The organism is Pantoea sp. UYEF8, from assembly GCF_040546285.1.
Taxonomy (GTDB): Bacteria; Pseudomonadota; Gammaproteobacteria; order Enterobacterales; family Enterobacteriaceae; genus Pantoea; species Pantoea brenneri.
This window is the reverse complement of record NZ_JBEPNM010000009.1, coordinates 39,569-64,962: the sequence shown is the minus strand read 5'-3', so window position 1 is coordinate 64,962 and position 25,394 is coordinate 39,569. Positions and strand designations below refer to the sequence as shown.

Annotated in this window: 29 protein-coding genes and 1 other RNA gene; 15 read left to right on the top strand and 15 right to left on the bottom strand. The window is 56.2% G+C overall.

Translation table 11 applies throughout. From position 1 onward, the window contains the following. Positions 1-40 precede the first annotated feature (40 nt). On the top strand, positions 41-394 hold the full coding sequence (locus tag ABIB18_RS16655; RefSeq protein ID WP_031374671.1) for a helix-hairpin-helix domain-containing protein: 354 nt from the start codon (positions 41-43) through the stop codon (positions 392-394). 100 nt (positions 395-494) lie between these two features. Further along, positions 495-893 carry an acyl-CoA thioesterase gene (locus ABIB18_RS16650; protein WP_031374670.1) on the top strand — a complete coding sequence of 133 codons (399 nt, stop codon included), beginning with the start codon at positions 495-497 and terminating at the stop codon, positions 891-893. Positions 894-959: 66 nt separating this feature from the next. On the opposite strand, the gene queC is transcribed toward ABIB18_RS16650, so the two are convergent. Together queC and ABIB18_RS16640 are read right to left on the bottom strand one after the other, a co-directional pair. Beyond that, complete coding sequence (queC, locus tag ABIB18_RS16645) at positions 960-1,655, bottom strand: 7-cyano-7-deazaguanine synthase QueC (RefSeq protein ID WP_031374669.1); 696 nt, start codon at positions 1,653-1,655, stop codon at positions 960-962. 41 nt (positions 1,656-1,696) lie between these two features. Further along, positions 1,697-3,415, bottom strand: coding sequence for an SgrR family transcriptional regulator (locus ABIB18_RS16640; RefSeq protein ID WP_354474876.1), 1,719 nt, complete (start codon positions 3,413-3,415; stop codon positions 1,697-1,699). Positions 3,416-3,508: 93 nt separating this feature from the next. On the opposite strand from ABIB18_RS16640, the gene cof reads away from it, so the two are divergent. Beyond that, entirely contained in the window at positions 3,509-4,330 is an 822-nt protein-coding gene (gene cof, locus ABIB18_RS16635) for an HMP-PP phosphatase (RefSeq protein WP_089562054.1), read from the top strand. Positions 4,331-4,364: 34 nt separating this feature from the next. Here the strand turns inward: cof and ABIB18_RS16630 are convergent, their stop codons facing one another. Then, the gene (locus ABIB18_RS16630; protein ID WP_354474874.1) at positions 4,365-5,399 is read right to left on the bottom strand and encodes a PLP-dependent cysteine synthase family protein; all 1,035 of its coding nucleotides are present in this window, start codon (positions 5,397-5,399) and stop codon (positions 4,365-4,367) included. 116 nt (positions 5,400-5,515) lie between these two features. Here ABIB18_RS16630 and ABIB18_RS16625 point away from each other — a divergent pair, with 116 nt between their 5' ends. The 5 genes from ABIB18_RS16625 (at position 5,516) to amtB (ending at position 11,455) form a co-directional block, all read left to right on the top strand. After that, positions 5,516-5,977, top strand: a complete 462-nt coding sequence (locus tag ABIB18_RS16625; protein WP_031374666.1) for an Lrp/AsnC family transcriptional regulator — start codon at positions 5,516-5,518, stop codon at positions 5,975-5,977. A gap of 24 nt (positions 5,978-6,001) precedes the next feature. Beyond that, complete coding sequence (locus tag ABIB18_RS16620) at positions 6,002-7,771, top strand: SmdA family multidrug ABC transporter permease/ATP-binding protein (protein WP_354474871.1); 1,770 nt, start codon at positions 6,002-6,004, stop codon at positions 7,769-7,771. Next, positions 7,764-9,539 carry a SmdB family multidrug efflux ABC transporter permease/ATP-binding protein gene (locus ABIB18_RS16615; protein ID WP_031374664.1) on the top strand — a complete coding sequence of 592 codons (1,776 nt, stop codon included), beginning with the start codon at positions 7,764-7,766 and terminating at the stop codon, positions 9,537-9,539. The genes ABIB18_RS16620 and ABIB18_RS16615 overlap by 8 nt, the downstream gene beginning before the upstream one ends. A gap of 257 nt (positions 9,540-9,796) precedes the next feature. Continuing rightward, positions 9,797-10,135, top strand: coding sequence for a P-II family nitrogen regulator (gene glnK / locus ABIB18_RS16610; protein ID WP_003850469.1), 339 nt, complete (start codon positions 9,797-9,799; stop codon positions 10,133-10,135). A 33-nt stretch (positions 10,136-10,168) separates the two neighbouring features. Continuing rightward, positions 10,169-11,455, top strand: coding sequence for an ammonium transporter AmtB (gene amtB, locus ABIB18_RS16605; RefSeq protein WP_069727946.1), 1,287 nt, complete (start codon positions 10,169-10,171; stop codon positions 11,453-11,455). 47 nt (positions 11,456-11,502) lie between these two features. Here the strand turns inward: amtB and tesB are convergent, their stop codons facing one another. Then, positions 11,503-12,366 (bottom strand): acyl-CoA thioesterase II, encoded by an 864-nt coding sequence (tesB, locus tag ABIB18_RS16600; RefSeq protein WP_031374662.1) that lies wholly within the window; start codon positions 12,364-12,366, stop codon positions 11,503-11,505. 189 nt (positions 12,367-12,555) lie between these two features. On the opposite strand from tesB, the gene ABIB18_RS16595 reads away from it, so the two are divergent. Next, positions 12,556-13,113, top strand: a complete 558-nt coding sequence (locus tag ABIB18_RS16595; RefSeq protein WP_069727947.1) for a YbaY family lipoprotein — start codon at positions 12,556-12,558, stop codon at positions 13,111-13,113. 39 nt (positions 13,114-13,152) lie between these two features. Here ABIB18_RS16595 and ABIB18_RS16590 read toward each other — a convergent pair whose 3' ends face one another. After that, positions 13,153-13,464, bottom strand: a complete 312-nt coding sequence (locus tag ABIB18_RS16590; protein WP_354474868.1) for an MGMT family protein — start codon at positions 13,462-13,464, stop codon at positions 13,153-13,155. A gap of 175 nt (positions 13,465-13,639) precedes the next feature. Here ABIB18_RS16590 and ffs point away from each other — a divergent pair. Further along, an RNA gene (gene ffs / locus ABIB18_RS16585) (signal recognition particle sRNA small type) lies at positions 13,640-13,736 on the top strand. Positions 13,737-13,872: 136 nt separating this feature from the next. Here ffs and hha read toward each other — a convergent pair. The 3 genes from hha to ABIB18_RS16570 form a co-directional block, all read right to left on the bottom strand. Further along, positions 13,873-14,088, bottom strand: coding sequence for a hemolysin expression-modulating protein Hha (hha, locus tag ABIB18_RS16580; protein WP_031374659.1), 216 nt, complete (start codon positions 14,086-14,088; stop codon positions 13,873-13,875). A 25-nt stretch (positions 14,089-14,113) separates the two neighbouring features. Beyond that, the gene (gene tomB, locus ABIB18_RS16575) at positions 14,114-14,491 is read right to left on the bottom strand and encodes an Hha toxicity modulator TomB (RefSeq protein WP_031374658.1); all 378 of its coding nucleotides are present in this window, start codon (positions 14,489-14,491) and stop codon (positions 14,114-14,116) included. Positions 14,492-14,638: 147 nt separating this feature from the next. Continuing rightward, positions 14,639-14,992 carry a hypothetical protein gene (locus ABIB18_RS16570; protein ID WP_354474865.1) on the bottom strand — a complete coding sequence of 118 codons (354 nt, stop codon included), beginning with the start codon at positions 14,990-14,992 and terminating at the stop codon, positions 14,639-14,641. Positions 14,993-15,342: 350 nt separating this feature from the next. Here ABIB18_RS16570 and ABIB18_RS16565 point away from each other — a divergent pair, with 350 nt between their 5' ends. The 3 genes from ABIB18_RS16565 to ABIB18_RS16555 are packed head-to-tail and all read left to right on the top strand — an operon-like array spanning position 15,343 to position 17,742. Then, positions 15,343-16,011, top strand: a complete 669-nt coding sequence (locus ABIB18_RS16565) for a metal ABC transporter ATP-binding protein (RefSeq protein WP_069727949.1) — start codon at positions 15,343-15,345, stop codon at positions 16,009-16,011. Further along, a complete protein-coding gene (locus ABIB18_RS16560) occupies positions 16,008-16,847 on the top strand; it encodes a metal ABC transporter permease (RefSeq protein ID WP_069727950.1) in 840 nt (279 codons plus the stop codon). Before ABIB18_RS16565 ends, ABIB18_RS16560 begins: the two co-directional genes overlap by 4 nt. Before the next feature lie 16 nt (positions 16,848-16,863). Then, complete coding sequence (locus ABIB18_RS16555; RefSeq protein ID WP_089562058.1) at positions 16,864-17,742, top strand: metal ABC transporter substrate-binding protein; 879 nt, start codon at positions 16,864-16,866, stop codon at positions 17,740-17,742. A gap of 45 nt (positions 17,743-17,787) precedes the next feature. Here ABIB18_RS16555 and ykgO read toward each other — a convergent pair whose 3' ends face one another. The 4 genes from ykgO to ABIB18_RS16535 all read right to left on the bottom strand — a co-directional run bounded on the left by ykgO (position 17,788) and on the right by ABIB18_RS16535 (position 23,131). Then, the gene (gene ykgO / locus ABIB18_RS16550; RefSeq protein WP_031374653.1) at positions 17,788-17,928 is read right to left on the bottom strand and encodes a type B 50S ribosomal protein L36; all 141 of its coding nucleotides are present in this window, start codon (positions 17,926-17,928) and stop codon (positions 17,788-17,790) included. 11 nt (positions 17,929-17,939) lie between these two features. Further along, positions 17,940-18,194, bottom strand: coding sequence for a type B 50S ribosomal protein L31 (locus tag ABIB18_RS16545; protein WP_031374652.1), 255 nt, complete (start codon positions 18,192-18,194; stop codon positions 17,940-17,942). 568 nt (positions 18,195-18,762) lie between these two features. Further along, positions 18,763-21,918 carry a multidrug efflux RND transporter permease subunit AcrB gene (locus tag ABIB18_RS16540; RefSeq protein WP_046288481.1) on the bottom strand — a complete coding sequence of 1,052 codons (3,156 nt, stop codon included), beginning with the start codon at positions 21,916-21,918 and terminating at the stop codon, positions 18,763-18,765. A 16-nt stretch (positions 21,919-21,934) separates the two neighbouring features. After that, positions 21,935-23,131 (bottom strand): efflux RND transporter periplasmic adaptor subunit, encoded by a 1,197-nt coding sequence (locus tag ABIB18_RS16535; protein WP_031374651.1) that lies wholly within the window; start codon positions 23,129-23,131, stop codon positions 21,935-21,937. A gap of 142 nt (positions 23,132-23,273) precedes the next feature. On the opposite strand from ABIB18_RS16535, the gene acrR reads away from it, so the two are divergent. Then, positions 23,274-23,912, top strand: coding sequence for a multidrug efflux transporter transcriptional repressor AcrR (gene acrR / locus ABIB18_RS16530; RefSeq protein ID WP_031374650.1), 639 nt, complete (start codon positions 23,274-23,276; stop codon positions 23,910-23,912). On the opposite strand, the gene rsmS is transcribed toward acrR, so the two are convergent. Genes rsmS through priC form a run of 3 tightly spaced genes read right to left on the bottom strand, consistent with a single transcriptional unit; the run spans position 23,909 to position 24,906 of the window. After that, positions 23,909-24,064, bottom strand: a complete 156-nt coding sequence (rsmS, locus tag ABIB18_RS16525) for a pleiotropic regulatory protein RsmS (protein ID WP_069727952.1) — start codon at positions 24,062-24,064, stop codon at positions 23,909-23,911. The genes acrR and rsmS overlap by 4 nt on opposite strands. A gap of 8 nt (positions 24,065-24,072) precedes the next feature. After that, positions 24,073-24,318, bottom strand: coding sequence for a GlsB/YeaQ/YmgE family stress response membrane protein (locus ABIB18_RS16520; RefSeq protein ID WP_031374649.1), 246 nt, complete (start codon positions 24,316-24,318; stop codon positions 24,073-24,075). Between the two features lie 57 nt (positions 24,319-24,375). Next, positions 24,376-24,906 (bottom strand): primosomal replication protein PriC, encoded by a 531-nt coding sequence (priC, locus tag ABIB18_RS16515; protein ID WP_069727953.1) that lies wholly within the window; start codon positions 24,904-24,906, stop codon positions 24,376-24,378. Positions 24,907-24,963: 57 nt separating this feature from the next. Here priC and ABIB18_RS16510 point away from each other — a divergent pair, with 57 nt between their 5' ends. Continuing rightward, on the top strand, positions 24,964-25,353 hold the full coding sequence (locus tag ABIB18_RS16510; RefSeq protein ID WP_031374647.1) for a DUF454 family protein: 390 nt from the start codon (positions 24,964-24,966) through the stop codon (positions 25,351-25,353). Positions 25,354-25,394: the final 41 nt, after the last annotated feature.

The window sequence follows — 25,394 nt, the reverse complement described above, 5'->3', positions numbered from 1 at the left end:
CCATCCTGTGGCTGCTGTTAACCACAAGGAGAAACACAGCATGGCTAAATCGACTTTATGTGCCCTCTATTTTTCACTCGCGCTGGGCGGCGCGTTCTATCAGACCTCACTGTCTGCCGCACCTGCGCCTGCTTCGGACAGCAGCGCAGCTGCGAAAAGTATTTTGCCGTCCACACCATCGGCGGTCGTCACGCCGCAGGAGCAGGTCAGTATCAATCAGGCCACAGCCGAGCAGCTCTCTGCCGCCATGCAAGGTGTCGGGCTGAAGAAGGCGCAATCAATCGTCAGCTATCGTGAGCAGTACGGACCGTTCAGCGCCATCCAGCAGTTAAATGAGGTGCCGGGTATTGGCAATTCGCTGCTGGAGCGTAATGCGGCCCGCCTGAAATTGTGAGGCGCCACGCATCTCTGATGCTTTGTCTGCTGTAGCAGAACGACTCTGCTAAAGTGAACAGGTCCAACCAGTTCACTCGCAGCAGCAGGAGAGCATAAACATGCAGACCACAATTAAAGTGCGCGGCTACCATCTTGATGTCTATCAGCACGTTAACAACGCGCGCTATCTCGAATTCCTCGAGGAGGCGCGCTGGCAATGGCTGGAAGAAGTTGAGGCATTTCACTGGCTGCTGGAACAGAAACTGGCATTTGTGGTGGTGAATATCAATATCAACTATCGTCGCCCGGCCGTGCTGGGCGACGTACTGGCAATCGACAGCCAGATTACCCAGTTGAACGGTAAAAGCGGAATTATTGCGCAGCGGGTGTTGCTGGCGGGAGAAGAGACGGTGGTCGCTGATGCCGCGCTGACCTTCGTTTGCATCGACCTGAGAACCCAGAAGGCGGTACCGCTGGAGGGAGAATTGCGTGAACGACTGACGCGCCTGATGGCCTGAGCACATTGTGGCGCATCCTGATGAAGCAGAGGCGGCAACGGTGGTGTGATTGCCGCCCCGATAGGCTTACTCCAGGCCGCTTTTGGCCTTCATGGCGGCCATGACACCGGCACGATCGTTAAGGTAGCCCTGCAGGCCATTGGCGCGTAAATGGCAGGCGGCACACTCACCGCATCCATCGCCTTTCACGCCGTTATAGCAGGTCAGGGTCTGCTCGCGTACCAGTGGTAACTGCTGCCAGTAGTCCGCCAGCGCCCAGGTTTCAGCTTTATTCAGCCACATCAGCGGGGTTTCAAAACGGACCTCGCGCGCCATACCGAGGCTGACCGCATGATTCAGCGCTTTGACAAACTCATCGCGGCAGTCGGGATAGCCGGAAAAGTCCGTTTCACATACCCCGGTAATCACCGCTTCCGCTTCAACCTGATACGCATAAACTGACGCCAGGGTCAGGAACAGGATATTGCGGCCCGGTACGAAGGTGCTCGGCAAGCCGCTGGCGTTGGGATCGTAGGTCGGAACCGGGATGTTATCTCGCGTCAGGCTGCTGACAGCCAGATCGTTCAGCATCGTAACATCCAGCACTTTATGGGCGCGTGCGCCCAGCCTGATGGCCAGGTCGCGTGCTACCTCGATCTCTTCACGATGACGCTGACCATAATCGAATGTGACACAGTGAACTTCATCGTATTGCTGTAACGCCTGAACAAGGCAGGTGGTGGAATCTTGTCCACCGCTAAAAACGACAACGGCGCGTTTCATGCTATTTTCCCGATGGTGAGTTATGCGCTTATGGTAATGCCTCACTCCGCCGCTGAACAGCTGTGCGGCCGATCAATCGGCGGTGGGATCCAGGCACGACTGAAATCGAACCAGCCCAGGGTGTTTAACTGAATGCCTTCAACGCCGGGCGGCGCGTAAATCTGATAGCGGTAATTGAATAGCGGCAGCAGGATACCGGCGCGCATTAGCTGATGATAGAGCTGATGCAGGGCCTGATCACGAGCCTCACTGTCGGCCAGTTGCTGCAGGGTCAGCAGTTGCGCTTGTACCGCTTCACCCTGAGCGGTGGCCATGAAAGGGCGCCATAATCTGTCGAGCTGTAACCAGCCTGCAAGAGTAAACACCGGCGCATCCCCGATCAGCCGATCCCCCATCACGATATCTGCTTCATCAAGCTGCGGCACGCTGTGCCAGCTCTTAACCTCATGAAATACCACCCGCAACGTGCAGCCGTGCTGTTGTAATAGCTGGCGCAGGGCCTCAGCGGTCTGGTGCAGTTCGACCGGCAGTTGATAATACAGCGTCAGGCTGGCTGGCAGTGACAGTGGTTCGGCATCAATCGGCGGCACCGGCCAGCCTGGCAGTAACTCCTGGCTGGGGGTAATCAATCCTTCATCAAGCGGCAAGCGCGCAATAATGCCGCTTTGCTGGATCAGCTGGAACAGCCGTCGCGCCTTGGCAGGCGTAAAACCGGCGCGTGGACGACAGACCAGATAGCAAAAGCCAAGGCTGATACTGCTGCTGACCGGTTGCAGGGCTTTCAGATCGCCGGCGTCGCCAATCGCAATCTGCACCGGATGACGGCAACTGCTGCCGAGCATCGGATCAAACAGCTGCGGAGTAATCCAGTACTCCACCGCCTGCAGCAAGGGCAGACGCAGATGCCAGCGGGCATGACTTTCAATTCTCACCAGTTCCGGGGTGAAGTGCATTAGCTTCCAGGGGCCACTGCCGATACTGGCATCGTCGGGATGGGGCAGCAGGCACAGCAGGTGAGCGAGACGATGGGGCAGCCAGAAATCGCTGCGCCGCAGGGTAAACCGCACCGCGAGCGGATGAGGCGCATCGACTTCGATCACCTCAGCCAGCAGCGTGCTGACCCGCGGGTCCTGTAACAGATGCTGCAACTGCGTGACCAGCTGAGCGGCCCGAATCGGCTCCTCGTTATGCCACACCAGCTGCGGGCGTAACCAGAACAGCCAGCGGCAGGCGGACTCATCGTGTTGCCAGTGGTGGGCCAGATCCCCGACCGGCTCGTCCTGCTCAAAACGGGTCAGCCCGGAATAGAGTTGACGCACCAGATGCTGCTCGGCCCGGCCGGTGATGTGTCGCGGCTCGGTACTTTCCAGCGGGCGATAGTACGGAATACGCAGAACCGGTGAATCGTTCTGCCATTGCCCGCCCATCAGCGGCCGCAGCATATTAATCAGCCGTTCCGGCGGGACATCCAGCAATTGCAGCGCGTCGGCAGTATCCCCGGCATCCAGCTGGCTTTGCAGTAGCTGCTGACGTAGCTGCTCAGGCGAGCGCAGAAACTGCAGCAGTCCCTGTTTGCCGCGACCCGGTTCGCCGTGCCACTGCAACCAGCCGGCATGCTGCCATTGTGACAACAGGGTACGCAGATGGCGCTCACTACAAATGCAGTGGCGGGCCATCTCGGCAACGCAGGTTTGCTGGGCTGCGCCCTGGCTTTGCTGCCACAGGCGCTGAAACTGATTAAGACGGTTGAGCTGACGCATAGTAAACCCGGAACAGTTTTTTCAAAGTATTCACTATTAGTTCCGTAATTAACAGGCAATAGTAAGGCTCACCTTTACAGCAGAGGATTGATTATGGTGCGCTTAGCCGCCTTCGATATGGATGGCACCCTGTTACTGCCCGATCATCAGTTGGGCCAGCAAACGCTGGCGAGCCTGCATGCCCTGCATCAGCGCGGTATACATCTGGCGCTGGCCACCGGTCGTCACCTGCTGGAGATGCAGATCCTGCGGCAACAGATGATCCTGCCGGCGTGGCTGATCACGGGTAACGGCACCCGGATACACGATCAGCAGGGTAATCTGCTGTTTGCCCAGGATCTGCCGCCTCAGGTGGCGGAAGAGGTGATCCACAGCCACTGGCAGACCCGCGCCAGCATCCATATTTTCAACGATCAGGGCTGGTTTACCGATCGTCCGCAGCCGGATCTGCTGGCGGCCCATCAGATGAGCGGGTTCCACTATCAGTTGCGCGATTTAAAAACCATGCCGGCACATCAGGTCACTAAAATCTGTTTTGTCGATCATCATCAGTCGCTCTGCCAGTTAAAAACGCAGCTGGATGCCGCGCTGGGCGAGCAGGCCAATATCTGTTTCTCTGCCGCCGATTGTCTCGAAGTATTGCCGAAAAACTGCAACAAAGGCAGCGCCCTGGCACGGTTATGCGATGGTCTTTCATTGACCCTGGCAGAGTGCATGGCGTTTGGCGATGCGATGAACGATCGGGAAATGCTGGCGCAGGCGGGGCACGGTTTCATCATGGGCAATGCGATGGCGCAGTTAAAGGCGGCGTTACCGCATCTGCCGGTCTTAGGACATTGCGAGACACAGGCGGTGTCTCACTATTTAAATCACTGGCTGGCGACACCCCACCTCGCGTATTCCCCCGAATGCTGAGGATTGCCGTGTACCGGACAGGATGTCCGGTTTTTTATTCCAGCTCGCGCTGCCACGGCGTGATATCACCGATGTGTTTCGCTACCCACTCCGGCTGATAATAACTATCCGGATAACGCTCGCCGCTGTCACACAGCAGCGTCACCAGCGCGCCCTGCTGGTTAGCCGCCCGTAAACGTTTTGCGACCTGCATCATGCCCCAGAAATTGGTACCGGTGGAGGCACCCGGTTTGCGTCCCAGAATTTTTTCCAGCTTCAGCATGGCGGCCAGCGTCGCACCATCGGGGACTTTGATCATTTCATCTATTACGTCTGGCATAAACGAAGGCTCCACCCGCGGACGACCAATGCCTTCAATCAGGCTGCCACGCGTGCTGGTCAGGCTGGCATCGCGCTGATGCCAGTAATCAAAAAATACCGAGTGCTGCGGATCGACCACCAGTAAATTCGTGGAGAAACCCTGATAGCGGATATAACGTCCCAGCGTAGCGGAAGTGCCGCCGGTACCGGCACTCATGATCAGCGTATGGGGAACCGGATAGGGCTCATGCTGCATCTGGCGAAAAATGCTTTCGGCAATGTTGTTGTTACCGCGCCAGTCGGTTGCCCGCTCGGCATAGGTAAACTGATCCATAAAGTGGCCGTTCAGCTCGCGCGCCAGCCGTTCAGATTCGACATAAAGCTGGCAGGGATCGTCAACGAAATGGCACTGCCCGCCATAAAAGGTGATCTGCTCAATTTTCCGTTTCGCCGTGCTGGCAGGCATTACCGCGATAAACGGCAGGCCGAGCAGCCGTGCGAAGTACGCCTCAGAAACGGCAGTGCTGCCTGACGAGGCTTCAATTATTGGCGTATCCTGTTTAATCCAGCCGTTCGCCAGGCCATACAGAAACAGTGATCGCGCCAGTCGGTGTTTGAGGCTGCCACTTGGATGGGTGCTCTCATCTTTCAGGTAAAACCAGATGCCGGGATAATCCGCCAGATCGAAACGGATCAGGTGGGTTTCAGCCGATCGTTGAAAATCGGCGTTAATTTCGTTGATAGCGTGGCGAATCCAGCAGCTGTGCATCTTACGCGTCCGGCAGAGAGAGTTGCGGCTATTTTAAGGCACGAGCAGGAAAAAGAGATTGCAATATTGACGCTAAAATAGCGCTAATGGAGAAAATCATTCTCTCGGAGTGGCGAATGTTAGATAAAACTGACCTGAAACTGCTGGCGTTGTTGCAACGCGATTGTACGCTGTCGCTGCAGGCATTAGCCGAGGCGGTCAACCTCACCACCACGCCCTGCTGGAAGCGCCTGAAAAAGCTCGAAGATGATGGCATTATTCGCGCTCGGGTGGCGTTGCTGGATGGCGAAAAAATCGGATTGTCACTGACGGCGTTTATGTTTGTGAAAACCCAGCAGCACAGTCGCGACTGGTATCAGGCGTTTGTCTCGGTGGTCAACAGCATGCCGGAAGTGATGGCCTTTTACCGGATGGCCGGCGAGTATGACTATCTGCTGCGCATCCAGGTGGCCGACATGAAAAGTTATGATGCTTTTTACAAGCGGTTAGTCAACGGCGTCCCAGGCCTGATTGATGTAACCTCCAGCTTCGCCATGGAAGAGATTAAATACACCACGGCCTTACCTGTCGCCCCATAAAGGCATGAGATTGAGAACAGCGTTGTGCGATTATTCAGTCAATTAAGTTGGTACTTTCTGCGTGAGTGGCGGCGCTATCTGGGCGCGGTCACCTTACTGATCATTATTGCCATTCTGCAACTGTTGCCGCCGCATGTGGTCGGGGTAATCGTCGATGGCGTGACGCAAAACAGCATGAGCATGAGCCGCATCATGCTGTGGATCGGCGTGATGCTGGCTACCGCGCTGGTAGTTTATCTGCTGCGCTACGTCTGGCGGGTATTGCTGTTTGGTGCCTCTTACCAGCTGGCGGTCGAGTTGCGCGAAGATTTTTATCGCCAGCTGAGCCGTCAGCAACCCGCATTTTACCTGCGCCACCGTACCGGTGACCTGATTGCGCGCGCCACTAATGATGTCGATCGGGTGGTGTTTGCCGCCGGGGAAGGGGTACTGACGCTGGTCGATTCGCTGGTGATGGGCTGCGTTGTGCTGCTGGTGATGAGCACCCAAATCAGCTGGCAGCTGACGCTGCTTTCGCTGGTGCCGATGCCGATCATGGCAATCGTCATTCATCGCTACGGTAATCAGCTGCACCATCGCTTTAAGGTGGCGCAGGCCGCCTTCTCCAGCCTCAACGATCAGACGCAGGAGAGCCTGACCAGCATCCGGATGATCAAGTCTTTTGGTCTGGAACAGCATCAGTCGCAGCAGTTCTCTGACATCGCCCGCGATACCGGTGAAAAGAACCTGCGGGTAGCGCGGATGGATGCCCGTTTTGATCCCACCATCTATATCGCCATCGGTTTTTCAAATCTGCTGGCGATCGGTGGCGGCAGCTGGCTGGTCTGGCACGATCAGATGACGCTGGGTCAGCTCACCAGTTTTGTGATGTATCTGGGCCTGATGATCTGGCCGATGCTGGCGCTGGCGTGGATGTTTAACATCGTCGAGCGCGGCAGCGCCGCCTGGAGCCGTATCCGCGCGCTGCTGGCGGAAGCGCCAGCGGTCGAAGATGGCGATAAAACCCTGCCACCGGAACCAGGCAACCTGCAGGTAGCGATCCGTGAATTTCACTATCCGGCCAGTGCCGGTCCGGTGCTGAGTCAGGTCAGTTTCGAACTGAAACCTGGCGAAATGCTGGGGCTGTGCGGCCCGACCGGCAGCGGCAAGAGTACGCTGCTCAGCCTGATCCAGCGCCATTTTGATATCCAGCAGGGCGATATCCGCTATCACCAGATTCCGCTGCCACAGCTGCGGCTGGACAGCTGGCGCAGCCGGCTGGCGGTGGTCAGTCAGACCCCGTTTCTGTTTTCTGACAGCGTCGCCAACAACATCGCGCTAGGAAAACCGGGTGCGACCCAGCAGGAAATTGAGCGGGCCGCCACGCTGGCCTGCGTTCACGAGGATATTCTGCGGCTGCCGCAGGGCTATGAAACCGAAGTCGGGGAGCGTGGTGTGATGCTGTCGGGCGGGCAGAAGCAGCGTATCTCGATTGCGCGCGCGCTGCTGCTGAACGCGGAAATCCTGGTGCTTGATGATGCGCTGTCGGCGGTAGATGGCCGTACCGAGCATGAAATACTGCACAATCTGCGCCAGTGGGGACGAGGCCGGACCCTGATCATCAGCGCCCACCGTTTATCGGCGCTGACTGAAGCCAGTGAAATTCTGGTGCTGCAGCACGGCACCATCGCGCAGCGTGGCGATCATGAAGCGCTGGCGGATCGCCCGGGCTGGTATCGCGACATGTACCGTTATCAGCAGCTGGAAGCCGCGCTGGATGACGATGAGAATGAGAAAGGAGTGCCGCATGGCTAAGTCTGCCCGCTTGTGGCCCACCCTGAAGCGCCTGTTAAGTTACGGCAAGCCGTGGCGGAAATCCCTGTCGCTGGCGGTGGGCATGTTATGGATTGCCGCCGCCGCCGAAGTGACCGGGCCGGTGCTGGTCAGTTACTTCATCGACAATCTGGTGGCGAAACATCAGATGCCGTGGGGGCTGGTTACCGGGCTGGTAGTGAGTTTTATCCTGCTGCAACTGCTGGCGGCCGCCCTGCATTACTGGCAGGCACTGCTGTTTAACCGCGCCGCCATTGGGGTGGTGCAGCGCTTGCGCAGTGACGTGATGAATGCCGCGCTGTGCCAGCCGCTCAGCGCCTTCGACACCCAGCCGGTCGGACAGATTATTTCGCGCGTCACCAATGACACCGAAGTAATCCGTGATCTCTATGTCACGGTGGTGGCGACGGTACTGCGCAGCGCGGCACTGGTAGGCGCCATGATGGTGGCGATGTTCAGCCTCGACTGGCGTATGGCGCTGGTAGCGATGATGATTTTCCCGCTGGTGCTGGTCGTGATGCTGATTTACCAGCGTTACAGCACGCCGATTGCCCGCCGGGTCCGCAGCTATCTGGCCGACATTAATAACGGCTTCAACGAAGTGATCAGCGGCATGAGCGTGATCCAGCAGTTTCGTCAGCAGGCGCGTTTTGGCGAGCGGATGGGCGAGGCGAGTCGTTCGCACTATCTGGCGCGGATGGAAACGCTGCGGCTTGACGGTTTCCTGCTGCGCCCGTTGTTAAGCCTGTTTTCAGCCATGGTGCTGTGCGGATTGCTGATGCTGTTCAGTTTCTCCGTGCCCGGCGTGTTTGAAGTCGGCGTACTGTATGCCTTTATTACCTATCTGGGACGGCTGAATGAGCCGCTGATTGAGCTCACCACCCAGCAATCGATGTTGCAGCAGGCGGTGGTCTCGGGCGAGCGGATCTTCGAGCTGATGGATGCGGCGCAGCAGCAGTATGGGCCCGACGCGCGGCCGCTGGCCACCGGTCGTCTGACCCTGAGAAACCTCAGCTTTGCCTATCGCGAAGATCGTGACGTGCTCAGCGAAATCAATCTTGAGGTGCCGTCACGCAGCTTTGTGGCGCTGGTCGGGCATACCGGCAGCGGCAAAAGTACCCTGGCAAATCTGTTAATGGGTTACTACCCGATTACCCGCGGTGAGATACGCATTGACGATCGTCCGATTGGCGAACTCAGCCATGCAGTACTGCGGCGGGGTATCGCGATGGTTCAGCAGGATCCGGTGGTGCTGGCGGATACGCTGCTGGCTAACGTCCGGCTTGGTCGCGAGATCAGCGAAGAGGCGGTCTGGACGGTGCTGGAGCAGGTGCAGCTGGCCCCTCTGGCGCGTGCATTGCCTGACGGCATTCACACCCGGCTGGGCGAGCAGGGCAACAATCTGTCTGTGGGTCAAAAGCAGCTGCTGGCGCTGGCGCGAGTCCTGGTCGATCTGCCGCAGGTGATGATCCTCGACGAGGCGACAGCCAATATCGACTCGGGCACCGAGCAGGCGATTCAGCAAACGCTGCGAACCCTTCGCCAGCACAGTACGCTGGTGGTGATCGCCCACCGGCTCTCAACAATTACCGAAGCGGATAACATCCTGGTGCTGCATCGTGGCAGGGTGGTCGAGCAGGGGAATCACGCGCAATTACTGGCGCTGCAAGGCCGTTACTGGCAGATGTATCAGCTGCAGCAGGTAGGTGATGATCTGGCGACGGGCATCCCCTTAACAACCGCAGGGTAAGTTGCACCTTTTTTGCGCGGTTTTATCAGAATAATCTGTATAAATGCACGCCTTTGATGCCTGGCGCACCAAAGTAGTGCATTCGCTTTTCTGGCAGTGCGCCATTCTCTGGGCTGCTGACTGACCCCCGACAAAACACGCCTTGCCCCGTCTCGCCTCGGTGATTGATTCCACGGTTTTTTTATTTATGGCACAGGCTTTGCTTAGATCCCTGCGTGTCCGTGAGACTCACTCATTTAATCGCTGGAGGGGATCCAATGAAGCTGGTTACCGTCGTAATTAAGCCATTCAAGCTGGAGGATGTGCGTGAAGCGTTATCCTCTATCGGCATTCAGGGGCTGACCGTCTCCGAAGTAAAAGGTTTTGGTCGTCAGAAAGGCCACGCGGAGCTGTACCGTGGCGCAGAATACAGCGTGAACTTCCTGCCTAAAGTCAAAATTGACATCGCCATCGCTGACGATCAGTTAGACGAAGTGGTGGATGTCATCAGTAAAGCGGCTTACACCGGCAAAATTGGCGACGGTAAAATTTTCGTGGCTGAACTGCAGCGCGTCATTCGTATTCGTACCGGCGAGACCGACGAAGCCGCTCTGTAATTAAGACTCAGTACTGTGATGGGATGGAAAAAAATGAATAAAGTTTTCGCTAAGTTGGGCCTCACCAGCCTGGCACTGTTACCATCGCTCGCGATGGCTGCACCTGCCGTTGCGGACAAGGCTGATAACGCATTTATGATGATTTGCACCGCGCTGGTGCTGTTTATGTCGATTCCAGGTATTGCGCTGTTTTACGGCGGATTGATTCGCGGCAAGAACGTCCTCTCCATGCTGACGCAGGTTGCGGTCACCTTTTCTCTGGTCTGCGTATTGTGGATGGTTTACGGCTATTCACTGGCCTTTAGCGAAGGTAACGCCTTCTTTGGTGGCTTCGGCTGGGCGATGCTGAAAAACATCCAGCTGACCGCAGTAATGGGCAGCTTCTACCAGTATATCCACGTTGCCTTCCAGGCATCGTTTGCCTGTATCACCGTCGGCCTGATTGTCGGTGCCATTGCTGAACGTATCCGCTTCTCTGCCGTGCTGATTTTTGTTGGTGTCTGGCTGACCCTGGCCTATCTGCCTATCGCACATATGGTGTGGGCGGGCGGCTTCCTGGCTCAGGATGGCGCGCTGGACTTCGCTGGCGGCACCGTGGTGCACATCAATGCCGCAGTTGCCGGACTGGTTGGTGCTTATCTGGTTGGCAAACGTGCTGGCTTCGGCAAAGAAGCGTTCAAACCGCATAACCTGCCAATGGTCTTCACCGGTACCGCCATCCTCTATGTGGGCTGGTTCGGCTTCAACGCCGGTTCTGCCTCGGCGGCTAACGAAATTGCGGCGCTGGCCTTCCTGAATACCGTTGTCGCCACTGCGGGCGCGGTGCTGTCATGGACCTTTGGTGAGTGGGCCGTACGCGGTAAACCTTCACTGCTGGGCGCCTGTTCTGGCTTCATTGCCGGGCTGGTGGCTATTACTCCAGCCTGTGGTTACGTGGGTGTCGGCGGGGCGTTGATTATTGGTCTGGTTGGTGGACTGGCCGGACTGTGGGGCGTCACCACCCTGAAGAAATGGCTGCGGGTGGACGATCCCTGCGATGTGTTCGGCGTGCACGGCGTCTGCGGCATCGTGGGCTGTATCCTGACCGGCGTCTTCGCTTCTTCTTCACTGGGCGGTGTGGGCTACGCTGAGGGCGTGACCATGGGCCATCAGGTGTGGGTGCAGCTGTTCAGCGTCGGCCTGACCATCGTCTGGTCTGGCGTAGTAGCCTTCATCGGCTTCAAGCTGGCGGACATGATTGTCGGACTGCGCGTGCCGGAAGAGCATGAGCGTGAAGGTCTGGACGTCAACAGCCACGGCGAGAATGCTTATAACCAGTAAGTTTTCCTCGACAGTTTGAAATCAGGGGCGAGAAATCGCCCCTTTTTTTATTCGCTGCGCTGCCGCATCACCCCTTCCTGCACCGTCGACGCCACCAGCACGCCTTGCTGATTATAGAACTCGCCACGGACAAAACCGCGCGCGCCAGAAGCGGAGGTGCTGACCACGCTATACAGCAGCCATTCGCTGAAGTCGAACGGGCGGTGGAACCACATCGAGTGATCGATGGTGGCGACCTGCATATCCGCCTCGAGAAAGCCTTTACCGTGCGGCTGCAGCGCCACCGGCAGGAAGTTAAGATCGGAAGCATAGCCCAGCAGATATTGATGGATGCGCAGATCGTCCGGCAGCGTGCCGTTGGCGCGGATCCATACCTGACGCTCAGGTTTATCGACGTGACCCTTGAGCGGATTGTGGAGCTGCACCGGGCGAATCTCCAGCGGCCGTTCAGCGATAAACTTCTCACGCAGTTTTTCCGGCAGCAGATGCGCCATTTTCTGCGCCATCACCTGCTCAGACAGCAGGTTGTCAGGGCCGGCAACCTCCGGCATGGCATTCTGGTGTTCAAAGCCGCTCTCCGGTGCCTGGAACGAGGCGGTCATATAAAAAATTGGCTGACCGTTCTGAATGGCGCTGACCCGGCGAGCGCTGAAGCTTTTGCCGTCACGCAGGGTTTCGACATCATAAATAATCGCTTTCTGACTGTCGCCGGGGCGCAGGAAGTAACTGTGAAACGAGTGGATAATGCGATCTTCCGGCACCGTCTGCTTGGCCGCATAGAGCGCCTGTCCCACCACCTGACCGCCAAACACCTGGCGCAGCCCAAGATCTTCACTCTGGCCGCGGTATAACCCTTCTTCCAGTTTTTCCAGATTTAATAAATTCAGCAGATTTTGCAGTGCCTGGCTCATGGCGCATTCCTCAATATAGTGACCGGCTCAGTGTGAAAGATCCGACCAGTTTACGTCAATCAGACTTTCCTCTTTGCTGCGGCCAGGCAAAATCCCGATTTTGTGCCAGTATTAAGCACATACGGCGAGTGAAGCGCTGTACGCAGGATTCGCTGCCGAAATCATTTTGATCAAAAGGAGACGACATCAATGAAACTCTGGCATGTGTTCAGTGGGGTAGTTATGGCGGTTGCTGTTGCAGGATGCGCCGACAAAGGTAAACCGGTGCCAACGCCGACGTTAGGAGCGGCAGTGGCAGGACAGCAGGCGGCGATTGCGCAGCCTAACGTCAGCGGTTCGGTCTATATTCGTCAGCGTATTGCGCTGCCGCCGGATGCGGTATTAACCGTTACGCTGTCTGACGCTTCCGTGGCGGATGCGCCGTCGAAGGTGCTGTCACAGCGCGTAGTGCGTACTGAAGGCAAACAGGCGCCGTTCCAGTTCGTGCTGCCGTTTAACCCAGCCGACATTCAGCCGAATGCGCGTATTCTGCTGAGCGCCGCCATCTCGATTGATGGCAAACTGGCCTTTATTACTGAAGGCGTGAAGCCGGTGATCAACCAGGGCGGCACCAAAGCTGAACTGCTGCTGGTACCGGTACCGTCTATGGCGATGCCAACCCAGCCGGGTGCAGCCACCAGCGTCCCATCGACCTCACCGACTCAGGTGACGCCGTCGGCTGCGGTTCCTGCGCCTACCAGCCTGTAATACCTTGTGGGGCGACGCTGTCGCCCCGTTTCGCTGCGTTTAGTAGCGCCAGCGGTAAGCCTCAAGATCGATATGACCGTCATCACTCACCTCTACGCCTTCTGCCTCCAGCGCATCACGCTGACGAAACAGTCCGTCCCCCTGCAAAGAGATCGCCCCATGACGGTTAACCACCCGATGCCAGGGCAGGGTGCTGCCTTGCGGTAACCGACTCAGCACGCCGCCAACCTGACGTGCGGCGCGGGGAGAACCGGCCAGCTGAGCGACGTCGCCATAGGTGGCTACGCGACCCGCTGGAATGGCAGCAACAATCTGCCAGATGCGTTGCCGAAAACTGTCAGGTTGATCCATCTGCTTATCCCGTCAGGAAAAAAGGCTTCAACTTTAGCACGCGCGGCGCCAGCCGGATGCGGCAAACCACCGGTTGTTCAAGAAACCAACGGTCGTCCCGACTGCGCTTGCAATTGCCAGGGCCTTCCCCGATAATGCCTGCGCTCTCGTAATGAGGGCTTGTCAATGGGGGCCCTGTTGGTTCTCCCGCAATGCTAGCTTGTGAACTCGGTCAGGTCCGGAAGGAAGCAGCCGCAGCAGGTGACGCGTGTGCCGGGATGTAGCTGGCAGGGCCCCCACCCATTTCCCCCGCGTAAAAAATCCCCACTCAGATTGCAGACAGGCGAAACTCGCCTGAGGCCGATCCATTGCCGGCAGGCGAGATGATAAAGCTAAGGATGAGACAGTCGAACGAAAGGGCTGCGCGAATTAACGCACAAATTTCCACACCGAACCTGGGACTTTATCGTAGAGCTTGTTCATCGTCAGTTCAGCCAGGCGATGATCGGCTGCAGAGTAAAATACCGCTAACTCATCTTCAGGTAATTCATACTTATTTTTTTCAATGACCCTTTCAAGGGTATCGATTGAGCGACAGCGGCGCAGTCGCATCAAATAATCCGTTTTAGTCAGGTTTTTGTTCATAAATAAACCGTTCTCACGTCAGTACTTATAATGAATGGCTCGGTTGCTGGAGAAAAGCGCACTCTTCAGTGAACAGGTTAAATAAGCGTTTTGCTGAACGTTGCCATCGTTGCAGATCCTGAGTGTTGACACCGTAGTTGCTGAACAACATAAAGGTATCATCAAGATATTCATCGATTTGCGAAATCAGCGCTTCATCTTCAACGTGCTTAATTTTGTAATTCATGGTGAAAGAGGCGATATGCTCGATCAAATCATTGAGCTGTAAATTGCTTTCAGAAGTGGGATCATTAACCCAGCCGTGATGGCTATCCGTTAATGTTGCCATGCTCTCGTCAAACAGACTCTCACACAGGTATTTAAGCTGGGCAATATCATGCCGTTTCGGTGAGTATTCGTCCATCTTTTTCCCCTCCATAGCTAGCACAGTTGCCGCAGGGCGGCGATATAGGGTAAAGCGGCCAGGAAGCGATTTATCAGGCAGTTATTAAACGGGATTCGTCAAATATAGTGTAAAACCATTAGTTCTGCTCACCTCCATTACTAAATATTACAATTCATCGCTGGGGGAGGGCCGCTGATTGGCGATCACATCAAACTCAAGCGCACCGGGCTCAATATGAAAGCTGACCCGGTCGGAATGGCTAACGGTTTCATTTAGATCCTGGCAGGGACTAAATACATTCCAGTCAAAATCATAAAGTAACTTAAAACTATTCGGACCCTGCTTTTCAACAGAAATAATTTTCAGACTGCCTGGAACTAACCGGGCATTTTGAGAATACCACTGTAAATCGCCTACCAGCGCGGGTGATATTTTGAGAATATTCCACTGAATAATCGCTGCTATTTTTTCGCAGTCGGTTTCGTCCTGCGCAATATCACATTCAATACGTGACAGCATAACTGATCCACTAATAACAGTTGATAAACCTATCATTGGTTTTCTGCAACCGCTTTGCAAGCCAGCCGCGAATGAAATTGTCTATTTCTGTCATTTGCCGACCCCTGACGCCGCAAAATTTGCCTTGCTGGCGGGATTTGCCTCATCCGTTGCCCGGATGACCGTTATTTTTTGATACACATTGCCCTCTGTTCACCGCAGCAGCATTCGATAGAATAAGTGTTATGTTATAACATTATAGGTATGGCGATGCAGCAGAGTGGGCTTTTGATGTCTCTGGCAGGACGGCTGACGGTGGCGATGATCCTCATTGCGTTACTGGCGGCAGCAATGTGGTGGGGTGTCAGCGAATGATTGCGTTTAACGCGCTACAGGTGGGTTACCAGGGCAAGGAGGTGACGCCCGCAATAACCGGCCGGCTTGCGCCCGGCAGTATGACCGCTCTGGTGGGCGCAAACGGCAGCGGCAAATCAACGCTGCTGAAAACCATCGCTGGCTTATTACCGCCGGTGAAAGGCGAGTGCCGCTTGCAGGTGAGCCGCCGTGATACCGGCTGGCTGCCCCAGCGCAGCGAACTGGAAACCCGTTTTCCTCTGACGGTGTATGAACTGGTATCGATCGGCTGCTGGCCGCGCTGCGGCTGGTTTGGCGGCATCAACCGGGCGCTGCGTCAGGAGATCTGGCAGGCGCTGGACGCGGTGCAGATGCGTGATTATGCCGATGCGCAACCGGTCACCTTATCTGGCGGCCAGCTACAGCGGGTGTTGTTTGCCCGACTGATGTTGCAGCGCAGCCGGTTGTGGTTGCTGGACGAACCCTTTAACGGCATTGACAGCCAGACCGTCAGCTTACTGATGTCGATACTTGAGCGGCAGCAGCAGGCGGGGGCCACCTTGCTGGTGGTACTGCACGATCGCCCGCTGGTCGCGCGCTACTTCAGCGACCTGCTGTCACTGGATGACGGCACCTTCACGCATCGTCCCGTCAGCCCTTTCCCGTTACAGGAGGTCGCGCCGTGACGCTGATTCAGCCTTTTCTTGAATTTGGTTTCATGCGGCGTGCGCTGGTGGCCTGTATCGCGCTGGCAATCAGCGCCACCCCGCTGGGTGTGTTTCTCTCGCTACGTCGCATGAGTCTGATTGGTGATGCGCTATCGCATGCCGTGTTACCCGGGGCCGCCATCGGTTACCTGATCTCTGGGCTGTCGCTGGTGGCGATGGGCATGGGCGGATTAATTGCCGGGCTGGCGGTGGCGCTGCTCTCCGGCGCGGTCAGTCGTTATACGCCGCTGAAAGAGGATGCCAGCTTCGCCGGTTTTTATCTTGGTTCGCTGGCGCTTGGCGTCACGCTGATCTCACTGCGCGGTTCAAGCGTGGATCTGCTGCACGTACTGTTCGGATCGCTGCTGGCGGTTGATAACGGCGCGCTGCTGCTGGTTGGAGGCATCGCCGCCTTCACCCTGACCCTGCTGGCGATACTCTACCGGCCGCTGGTGATTGATGCTTTTGACAGTGACTTCCTGCGGGCGCAGGGCAGGTGGAATGCGCCGCTGGTACATGGCCTGTTTCTGATGCTGGTGGTGCTCAATCTGGTGGCGGGTTTCCAGGTGCTCGGCACCCTGATGTCGGTCGGCTTAATGATGCTGCCCGCCGCCAGCGCACGCTTCTGGAGTCGCCATCTCGCCGCCATGCTGGCGATTGCCATCCTGATGGCCGTGATCTCAGCTCTGGCTGGCCTGATATTCTCCTGGCACTTTTCACTGCCGGCCGGACCCGCCGTGGTGCTGAGTGCCGCGATGCTGTTTTTTGTTTCGATTCTGACAGGACCGTGCGGTGGTATTTTGCGCCGCCATTAAACTTAAAGGGGTATTGATGAAGAAATTACCGGTTAGTCTGGCGCTGGCTGCGCTATTTGTCGCGCCATTAGCGATGGCAAAAACGGTGGATGTGGTCGCCAGTTTTACCGTACTGGCGGACATCGTTAAACAGGTCGGCGGTGACCATGTGCGGGTTAAAAGCCTGGTCGGGCCGGATGGCGATCCGCATACCTTTGAACCGACGCCGCAGGACAGCCAGGCGCTGGCAAAAGCCGATCTGGTGTTTGTCAGCGGTTTAGGCCTGGAAGGGTGGATGGATCGGCTGGTCAGCGCGTCGGGTTATCGCGGCCAGCCGGTGGTGGCGTCAACCGGGATTACCACCCGTAGCATGGAAGAGGAGGGCAAAACCATCACTGACCCGCATGCCTGGAACAGTATGCAGAACGGCGTAATTTACGCCACTAACGTAATGAATGCGCTGGTAAAGGCGGACCCAGATGATGCTGCACAGATCCGTCAGCGCGGTGAAAACTATATTCAGCAGTTGCAGGCGCTGGACCGCTGGGCAAAAACGGCTTTCGACCGGGTGCCCGCCGAACGACGCAAGGTGCTGACCAGTCACGATGCGTTTGGCTATTTTGGCCAGCGATATGGCATTACATTCCTCGCACCGGTCGGTTTCTCCACCGAAGCGGAGGCCAGCGCCAGTGAGGTGGGAAGCCTGATCACCCAACTGAAGCAGCAGCATATCCAGCGTTACTTCATTGAGAATCAGACCGATCCGCGGCTGGTGAAGCAGATTGCCAGCGCGACCGGCGCACAGCCCGGCGGGGAGCTTTACCCTGAAGCGCTGTCGCCGGCGGCGGGTCCGGCGCCCACCTATGAAGCGGCATTCAGACATAACGTCAACGCGATGCTGAAAAGCATGCAATAAACATAAAAAAGGCCGGGCATGCCCGGCCAGTCATCACGACACAAACTAGCGTTTTTTCTTTCTTCCCTGTACCGCTTTGAAGCGCGGATTGGTTTTGCAAATCACGTAAATACGGCCTTTGCGACGCACCACTTTGCAATCCCGGTGGCGCTTTTTTGCTGAACGCAGCGAGCTTAATACCTGCATCGTCCTCTCCCTTACTTATGACCCAGGAAGCGACCAAAACGCTGGTTAAAGCGTGCGGTGCTGCCCTCTTTGGCGAAATCTTTCTGTTTACCGGTATAAAACACGTGCGAGGCTGACGAGACATCAAGCGTCACGTAAGGCAGGGTTTCGCCTTCGAATTCCACGGTACGGTCGGTGCGGATAGTCGAACCGATTTTGAACCAGACGTCAGCCGAAGTGTCGTGAAACACCACGTGGCGATACTCAGGATGAATAGCGGTTTTCATAATAATGCCTCTTTTGTAATGTTATAATATAACAATATTATGCGCCGGCTCTGTTGAGATTGCAACCACCGGGAAGAGCGGAGCTAAAAGTGAGGGCAGGGGAGCGCAGCGCTGGCAGTCATACGCCTGGCAGAGTCAGCGCAACCCGTCAGTGAGGAAACGACAGCAGGCAGCAGAAAGACCAGCGCGATCCGTCAGTAAGGGAACGGCGGAAGAGAGCAGAAAGGCTAGCGTGACCCGTCAGTGAGGAAACGGCGGCAGAGAGCAGAAAAGCCAGTGCGATCCGTCAGTAAGGGAACGGCGGAAGAGAGCAGAAAGACCAGCGCGATCCGTCAGTAAGGGAACGGCGGAAGAGAGCAGAAAGGCTAGCGCAACCCGTCAGTGAGGAAACGACAGCAGGCAGCAGAAAGACCAGCGCAATCCGTCAGTGAAGGAACGACAGTAGGCAGCAGAAAGACCAGCGTGGCCGTCAGTAAAGAACAGCAGCATCATCGCGCCCGCCAGCGAGCAGCGACAGCCGCCATAAAAAAAGGCCGCTTGCGCGGCCTTTTATACTGTCAGTCAGATCTTAGTGAGTCTGGTTGTGTTCAACCGGATGACCTTTTTCGATCTCCGCTTTGTTCTTACCGAAGCGGCGACGCACCACCACGAAGAACACCGGAACGAAGAAGATAGCCAGCGCGGTTGCGGTAACCATACCGCCCATTACGCCGGTACCAACGGCGTTCTGCGCACCAGAACCGGCACCGGTACTGATCGCCAGCGGCAGTACCCCGAGAATGAACGCCAGTGACGTCATCAGGATAGGACGCAAACGCATACGACAGGCTTCCAGCGTCGCTTCAACCAGCCCTTTGCCCTCTTTTTCCATCAAATCTTTAGCAAATTCGACGATCAGAATGGCGTTCTTCGCCGAGAGGCCAATGGTTGTCAGTAACCCCACCACGAAGTAGACGTCGTTACTTAAACCACGCAGCGTGGTGAAGATCAGCGCACCGACTACCCCGAGCGGTACCACCAGCATCACGGAGAACGGAATCGACCAGCTCTCATACAACGCGGCGAGACAGAGGAAGACCACAATCAGCGAGATTGCGTACAGCGCCGGCGCCTGGTTGCCTGACAGACGTTCCTGATAAGACATCCCGGTCCAGTCATAACCGATACCGGCAGGCAGTTTCGACGCCAGCTCTTCCATCAGATCCATTGCCGCACCGGAGCTCTTACCAGGCGCAGCCTGTCCGAGGATCTCCATCGCCGGCAGACCGTTGTAACGCTCAAGACGCGGTGAACCGTACTGCCATTTCGCGGACGAGAAGGCCGAGAAGGGCACCATGGTTCCGCTGCCGTTGCGGACATACCATTTACCAATGTCGTCCGGCAGCATACGCGAGTCTGCCTGACCCATAACGTACACCTTCTTCACACGACCGCGGTCGATGAAGTCGTTGACGTAAGAGCCGCCCCACGAGGCCGCCAGCGTGGTATTGATATCGCTTAACGATACTCCCAGCGCCTGTGCTTTCTCCTGATCGACAATCAGCTTGTACTGCGGCGTATCTTCCAATCCGTTCGGACGGACGCCTACCAGAGTATCCGGATGCTGAGCAATCATGCCGAACAGCTGATTACGTGCCTGGGTTAACTTTTCGTGACCCAGGTTAGCCTGATCGATCAGTTCAAAGTCGAAGCCGGTGGCATTACCCAGTTCGATAATCGCTGGCAGGTTAAATGGAATCACCATCGCATCTTTGATCGCGCCCAGCGCCTGCATGGCACGGCCCGCAATCGCCGGTACCTTCAGGTCGCTACTGCTACGTTCATCCCACGGCTTCAGGCTGACGAAGGCGATACCGGTGTTCTGTCCACGACCGGCAAAGCCAAAGCCGTTAACGGTGAACACCGACTTAACCGAGTCCTTCTCTTTGGTCAGGAAGTAGTCGGTAACCTGGTCCAGCACTTTCTGAGTACGTTCCTGGGTCGCGCCAGCAGGCAACTGCGCCTGTGCCAGCAGCAGGCCCTGGTCCTCTTCAGGTAAGAATGAAGAAGGTAAACGCAGGAACAGAAATGCCATGCCGACCACAATGACCAGATAGATCACCAGATAACGGCCAGTGCTGCGAATGATGTGGCCAACGCTGTCGACGTAATGGTTGGTGCTCTTGTCGAACAGACGGTTAAACCAGCCGAAGAAACCGGTGGTTTTACCGTGATCGCCTTTTTTCACCGGCTTCAGCAGGGTGGCACAGAGTGCTGGCGTCAGGATCAACGCCACCAGTACTGACAGCGCCATCGCCGAAACGATAGTGATGGAGAACTGACGATAGATAACCCCGGTCGATCCGCCAAAGAAGGCCATCGGGATAAATACCGCCGACAGCACCAGGGCGATACCAACCAGCGCACCCTGAATCTGCTCCATCGAACGTCGGGTCGCTTCTTTTGGCGGTAATCCCTCTTCCGCCATCACACGCTCAACGTTCTCGACCACCACGATGGCGTCATCCACCAACAGACCGATGGCCAGCACCATCCCGAACATCGTCAGGGTGTTGATCGAATAACCAAAGGCGCTGATAACCGCAAAGGTCCCTAACAGTACCACCGGCACGGCAATCGTTGGGATCAGCGTGGCGCGGAAGTTCTGCAGGAACAGATACATCACCAGGAACACCAGCACGATCGCTTCTAACAGCGTTTTCACCACTTCGAAGATAGAGATCTTAACGAATGGCGTGGTGTCGTACGGATAAACCACTTTCAGGCCAGCCGGGAAGGAGGACTGCAGTTTTCCCAGCTCCGCTTTCACCGCATTTGCGGTATCCAGCGCATTGGCGCCGGTAGCCAGTTTAATACCGATACCGGAGGCCGGTTTGCCGTTATAACGTGCGATGATCTCGTAGTTTTCAGCACCGAGTTCAATTTTCGCCACGTCACGCAGACGCACCTGCGAGCCATCCTCATTCACTTTGAGCAGGATTTTGCCGAACTCATCGGTAGAGGTCAGACGGGTCTGCGCAATGATAGAGGCGTTCAGCTGCTGGCCCGGCACCGGCGGCGTACCGCCTAACTGACCGGCAGCAACCTGGGCGTTCTGAGTATTCAGCGCGCTGATGACGTCAACCGGCGTCAGGTTGTAGTTATTCAGCTTGTGCGGATCCATCCAGATACGCATCGCATACTGCGCACCAAACACCTGAGTATCACCGACGCCAGGCGTACGGCTCAGCGGGTCTTTGATGTTAGATGAAACAAAGTCAGAAATATCATTCTGAGTCATGTTGTCATCGTCACTGATGAAGCCGGCGACCATCAGGAAGCTGCTGGAGGATTTTTTAACCTGAATCCCCTGCTGTTGCACTTCCTGCGGCAGCAGCGGCATCGCCAGTTGCAGTTTGTTCTGCACCTGAACCTGCGCGATATCCGCATCGGTACCTGACTCAAACGAAATGGTCAGCGTCAGCGTACCGGATGAGTCACTGCTCGAGGACATATACATCAGTCCATCGATACCGTTCATGTTTTGTTCGATGACCTGGGTCACCGAATCCTGCAGTGTTTTCGCATCCGCACCTGGGTAGGTGGCCTGAATCTCAATCGCCGGCGGCGCAACATTGGGATATTGCTCGATCGGAAGTTTGAGAATCGATAGCGCACCAGCCAACATGATGATGATGGCGAGCACCCACGCAAAGATGGGGCGATCGATAAAGAACTTAGCCATGAATCAACGGCTCCTGTTATGACGATGACTTATCAGATGGCGACTTTGAATCGGGTGCAGCTTTAGCATCGTCTGAGACTTCTTGTGGGGTGACCTGCGCGCCAGGTTTAGCACGTTGCAGACCAGTACTGATCACACGTTCACCCGCTTTCACGCCGTCGGTCACTAACCACTTATCGCCAATCGCTTGTGCGGCCGTAACGGTACGCGCTTCCACTTTATTGTCTGCACCGACCACCATCACGGTCGCCTGACCGGTTGGGGTACGGGTTACCGCCTGTTGCGGAACCAGCAGCGCATTAGGGTTGGTGCCTTCATCCAGACGCGCACGCACGAACATGCCCGGTAACAGCGCATGGTTCGGGTTCGGGAAGATAGCGCGCAGGGTGATAGAGCCGGTGGTTTCATCGACGGTGACGTCAGAGAATTCCAGCGTACCTGGCTGAGAGTAAGTGCTGCCGTTTTGCATCAGCAGCGTCACATTGGCTTTACCGTCGTTCTGCTTCAGCTGACCGGATTCCAGTTCGGAACGTAAGCGCATGAAATCTTCGCTCGACTGGGTAACGTCAACGTACATCGGGTCAAGTTGCTGCACGGTGGCCAGCGCGGTGGTTTGCGCGCTCTGCACCAGGGCACCTTCGGTGACCGATGATTTGCCGATGCGACCACTGATCGGCGAGGTGACTTTGGTATAAGCCAGATTGATACGGGCGGTTTCGACGTTAGCCTTAGCCACCTGAACCGCAGCATCGTTCTGCGCGGCCGTAGCGACGGCGGTGTCATAGTCCTGCTGACTGATATATTTGGTGCCAAGCAGCGGCTTGTAACGTTTAACGGTCAGCTGAGCGATGCGGGCATTAGCTTCTGCCTGCACCAGATCGCCTTTCGCACTGTCATAAGCGGCCTGATAGGTAGCAGGATCGATCTGATAAAGCGACTGACCCGCTTTGACATCGCTGCCTTCAATAAAATTACGCTTCAGAATGATACCGGAAACCTGAGGACGCACTTCGGCCACGCGATATGCAGAGGTACGGCCAGGCAATTCGGTGGAAATTTTCAGTGGCTCGGTTTTTAACGTGACTACGCCCACTTCTGGCGCCTGTTGTTGGGCGGCTTGTTCGGATTTATTGTTATCACATCCTGTTAACAAAAAGCTGCCTGATAGCATCAGGACGGCCGCCAGAGGCGATAATCCTCTGATTTTATTCATAAATAAACCTCTAGTGTCCGATATCAATTGATCAATGGATCACAATCCGAAGAACCCATTGCTGCGTCAAATCGCGGGTCATGCTATGGTACATACATTCACAAATGTATGTAAACTTACCCGTTTGTAAAAAAAGTCCCTTATGGCACGAAAAACCAAAGCGCAAGCACTTGAAACGCGGCACCAAATTCTTGATGCCGCCATTGTCCTGTTCTCGCAACAGGGCGTTTCTGCCACTTCACTGGCGGATATTGCTTCGGCGGCCAGCGTCACGCGGGGGGCCATCTACTGGCATTTCAAAAATAAAGCCGATGTTCTGCATGAAATCTGGCTTCGTTGTGATGCCGGGCTGGATGACGTGGAACTTGAGTATCAAACAAAATACCCGGGCGATCCACTTTCTGTTTTACGCGCCATGTTGGTCTATATCTTTGACGCGACAGCAAACGATCCACAACGCCGCGCTCTGATGGAGATCATTTTCCATAAATGCGAATTTGTTGGCGAAATGGCGTCGCTGAAGAATATCCAGCAAAGCTTACTGCTCGAATGCTACGACAAAATTGAAGATATTCTGCGTCAGTGTATCGAAGCGGAACAGCTTCCCGGCAGCCTTAATACCCGTCAGGCCGCGCTGATTATGCGCGGTTACGTTAACGGCATGATGGAAAGTTGGTTATTTACGCCCGAAAGCTTTGATTTAGCCGGCGACGCGCCGGCGCTGGTCGACGCTTTTATCGATATGCTGCGTCTTAGCCCGACCCTGACCGCTCGCGCCTAAACCGGCGGCTGACGATCGCGTTTATTTTCGAAATCGCGCTGCACCATCGCCAGCGCGGATAATACCGTCTCCACCGGCAGCTGGTGCTCTTCCAGCAACTGAATTAAATCGACCGCCAGTTTAACGTCATCCGGGGCATTCTCCAGCGACATCTCTCCTCCTATATACGTAATTTTGCTGCCACCAGCAGCATTAATAGTGAACCGGCAATCGCCATAGCTAAAGCGCCCATATGCAGCGTCGCCAGGCTACCCAATTCAAAATAGCTGGCAATATAGCCGCCAATCAGTGCGCCAATCATCGACAGCGTCAGGGTCGCGAACAGGCCGCCGGGTCGGCCCGGCATCACAATGCGCTTAAGCAACCCTAACAGCAATCCGCTGAGTAGCCAGATGAATAAACCCATTATTCTCCTCCGTACCGAACCCTATCGAGTATAGAAGCGCTTTTTTACCGCTGCGCTTTATTCCTCTTGCTGGTCGCCGCGCAGCGATAATGCCCACTCTACCGAACGAATCGCCTGCCGGCAGCGTGCCAGACGGCCTTCTAACGTCTCCAGATCGTGTTTCAGCTGGTGCTGAACCGCCAGGGTTTCCGCCAGCGCCAGCCGCTGTTCGCGCTGATCGATCATCGCCAGCAGGCGCCGCTCATATTCACGATACTCCTGATACTTCGAGACACGTGGGTTGCTCAGCGGCTTTTCCCGGCGGGTGCGCAGCTGCTGCGTGCTGGCTTCCCGTTGCAGCGCGGCAATTTGATCGACCAGCCGCTCAGCCAGCCAGGCGCTGCGGTCCGGATCGCCGGCGCTGTCGCACAGCCGGGTAAAGTTCTGTTCCACCTCCGCCAGATAATCGGCGAGGCGGGTGCCTTTGCTGCGAAACAGCTGGCTGTCGAAGCGGGGAAGCCGGCACTGTCCGTCGGGATGGGTCGCAATATCCTGACGCAGCGTAATAAGGAGATGTTGCAGACGCTGTTGTGCGGTGATCAGGCTCATGGCGTCAGGCTCAGTTGTGCTAACGTAAGGGGATCAGGAAAGAGTTGGGCGGCATTCATGCAACGCATTGTGTTATTAACCCTCGGCTGGCTGGCAGTTGTGCTGGGAACCCTGGGCATTGTATTACCATTATTACCCACCACGCCATTTATGCTATTGGCCGCCTGGTGCTTTGCCCGCTCCTCGCCGCGCTTTCATCACTGGCTGCTGTGGCGCTCGCCGTTTGGCCGTTACCTGCGCCACTGGCAGCAGCATCGTGCTATGCCGCCTGGGGCGAAAGGGCGGGCTATCTGCCTGATTGTGGTGACCTTTGCGATTTCCATCGTGCTGGTCTCGCTCTGGTGGGTGCGGATTATGCTGCTGCTGATGCTGGCGGCACTGTTGCTGTTTATGTGGCGGATACCGGTGGTGGCAGAAACAGCGGACGCGCCGCCGCCGCCGCGATAAAGTTGCAATTATCCGGTCATTTGCTTAGATTTGGGCGTCTT

Coding starts and splice junctions, on each gene's coding strand:
- ABIB18_RS16655 (WP_031374671.1), top strand. CDS start 41: ATGGCTAAATCGACTTTATGTGCCCTCTATTTTTCACTCGCGCTGGGC.
- ABIB18_RS16650 (WP_031374670.1), top strand. CDS start 495: ATGCAGACCACAATTAAAGTGCGCGGCTACCATCTTGATGTCTATCAG.
- queC (WP_031374669.1), bottom strand. CDS start 1,655: ATGAAACGCGCCGTTGTCGTTTTTAGCGGTGGACAAGATTCCACCACC.
- ABIB18_RS16640 (WP_354474876.1), bottom strand. CDS start 3,415: ATGCGTCAGCTCAACCGTCTTAATCAGTTTCAGCGCCTGTGGCAGCAA.
- cof (WP_089562054.1), top strand. CDS start 3,509: ATGGTGCGCTTAGCCGCCTTCGATATGGATGGCACCCTGTTACTGCCC.
- ABIB18_RS16630 (WP_354474874.1), bottom strand. CDS start 5,399: ATGCACAGCTGCTGGATTCGCCACGCTATCAACGAAATTAACGCCGAT.
- ABIB18_RS16625 (WP_031374666.1), top strand. CDS start 5,516: ATGTTAGATAAAACTGACCTGAAACTGCTGGCGTTGTTGCAACGCGAT.
- ABIB18_RS16615 (WP_031374664.1), top strand. CDS start 7,764: ATGGCTAAGTCTGCCCGCTTGTGGCCCACCCTGAAGCGCCTGTTAAGT.
- glnK (WP_003850469.1), top strand. CDS start 9,797: ATGAAGCTGGTTACCGTCGTAATTAAGCCATTCAAGCTGGAGGATGTG.
- amtB (WP_069727946.1), top strand. CDS start 10,169: ATGAATAAAGTTTTCGCTAAGTTGGGCCTCACCAGCCTGGCACTGTTA.
- tesB (WP_031374662.1), bottom strand. CDS start 12,366: ATGAGCCAGGCACTGCAAAATCTGCTGAATTTATTAAATCTGGAAAAA.
- ABIB18_RS16595 (WP_069727947.1), top strand. CDS start 12,556: ATGAAACTCTGGCATGTGTTCAGTGGGGTAGTTATGGCGGTTGCTGTT.
- ABIB18_RS16590 (WP_354474868.1), bottom strand. CDS start 13,464: ATGGATCAACCTGACAGTTTTCGGCAACGCATCTGGCAGATTGTTGCT.
- hha (WP_031374659.1), bottom strand. CDS start 14,088: ATGAACAAAAACCTGACTAAAACGGATTATTTGATGCGACTGCGCCGC.
- tomB (WP_031374658.1), bottom strand. CDS start 14,491: ATGGACGAATACTCACCGAAACGGCATGATATTGCCCAGCTTAAATAC.
- ABIB18_RS16570 (WP_354474865.1), bottom strand. CDS start 14,992: ATGCTGTCACGTATTGAATGTGATATTGCGCAGGACGAAACCGACTGC.
- ABIB18_RS16565 (WP_069727949.1), top strand. CDS start 15,343: ATGATTGCGTTTAACGCGCTACAGGTGGGTTACCAGGGCAAGGAGGTG.
- ABIB18_RS16555 (WP_089562058.1), top strand. CDS start 16,864: ATGAAGAAATTACCGGTTAGTCTGGCGCTGGCTGCGCTATTTGTCGCG.
- ykgO (WP_031374653.1), bottom strand. CDS start 17,928: ATGCAGGTATTAAGCTCGCTGCGTTCAGCAAAAAAGCGCCACCGGGAT.
- ABIB18_RS16545 (WP_031374652.1), bottom strand. CDS start 18,194: ATGAAAACCGCTATTCATCCTGAGTATCGCCACGTGGTGTTTCACGAC.
- ABIB18_RS16540 (WP_046288481.1), bottom strand. CDS start 21,918: ATGGCTAAGTTCTTTATCGATCGCCCCATCTTTGCGTGGGTGCTCGCC.
- ABIB18_RS16535 (WP_031374651.1), bottom strand. CDS start 23,131: ATGAATAAAATCAGAGGATTATCGCCTCTGGCGGCCGTCCTGATGCTA.
- acrR (WP_031374650.1), top strand. CDS start 23,274: ATGGCACGAAAAACCAAAGCGCAAGCACTTGAAACGCGGCACCAAATT.
- rsmS (WP_069727952.1), bottom strand. CDS start 24,064: ATGTCGCTGGAGAATGCCCCGGATGACGTTAAACTGGCGGTCGATTTA.
- ABIB18_RS16520 (WP_031374649.1), bottom strand. CDS start 24,318: ATGGGTTTATTCATCTGGCTACTCAGCGGATTGCTGTTAGGGTTGCTT.
- priC (WP_069727953.1), bottom strand. CDS start 24,906: ATGAGCCTGATCACCGCACAACAGCGTCTGCAACATCTCCTTATTACG.
- ABIB18_RS16510 (WP_031374647.1), top strand. CDS start 24,964: ATGCAACGCATTGTGTTATTAACCCTCGGCTGGCTGGCAGTTGTGCTG.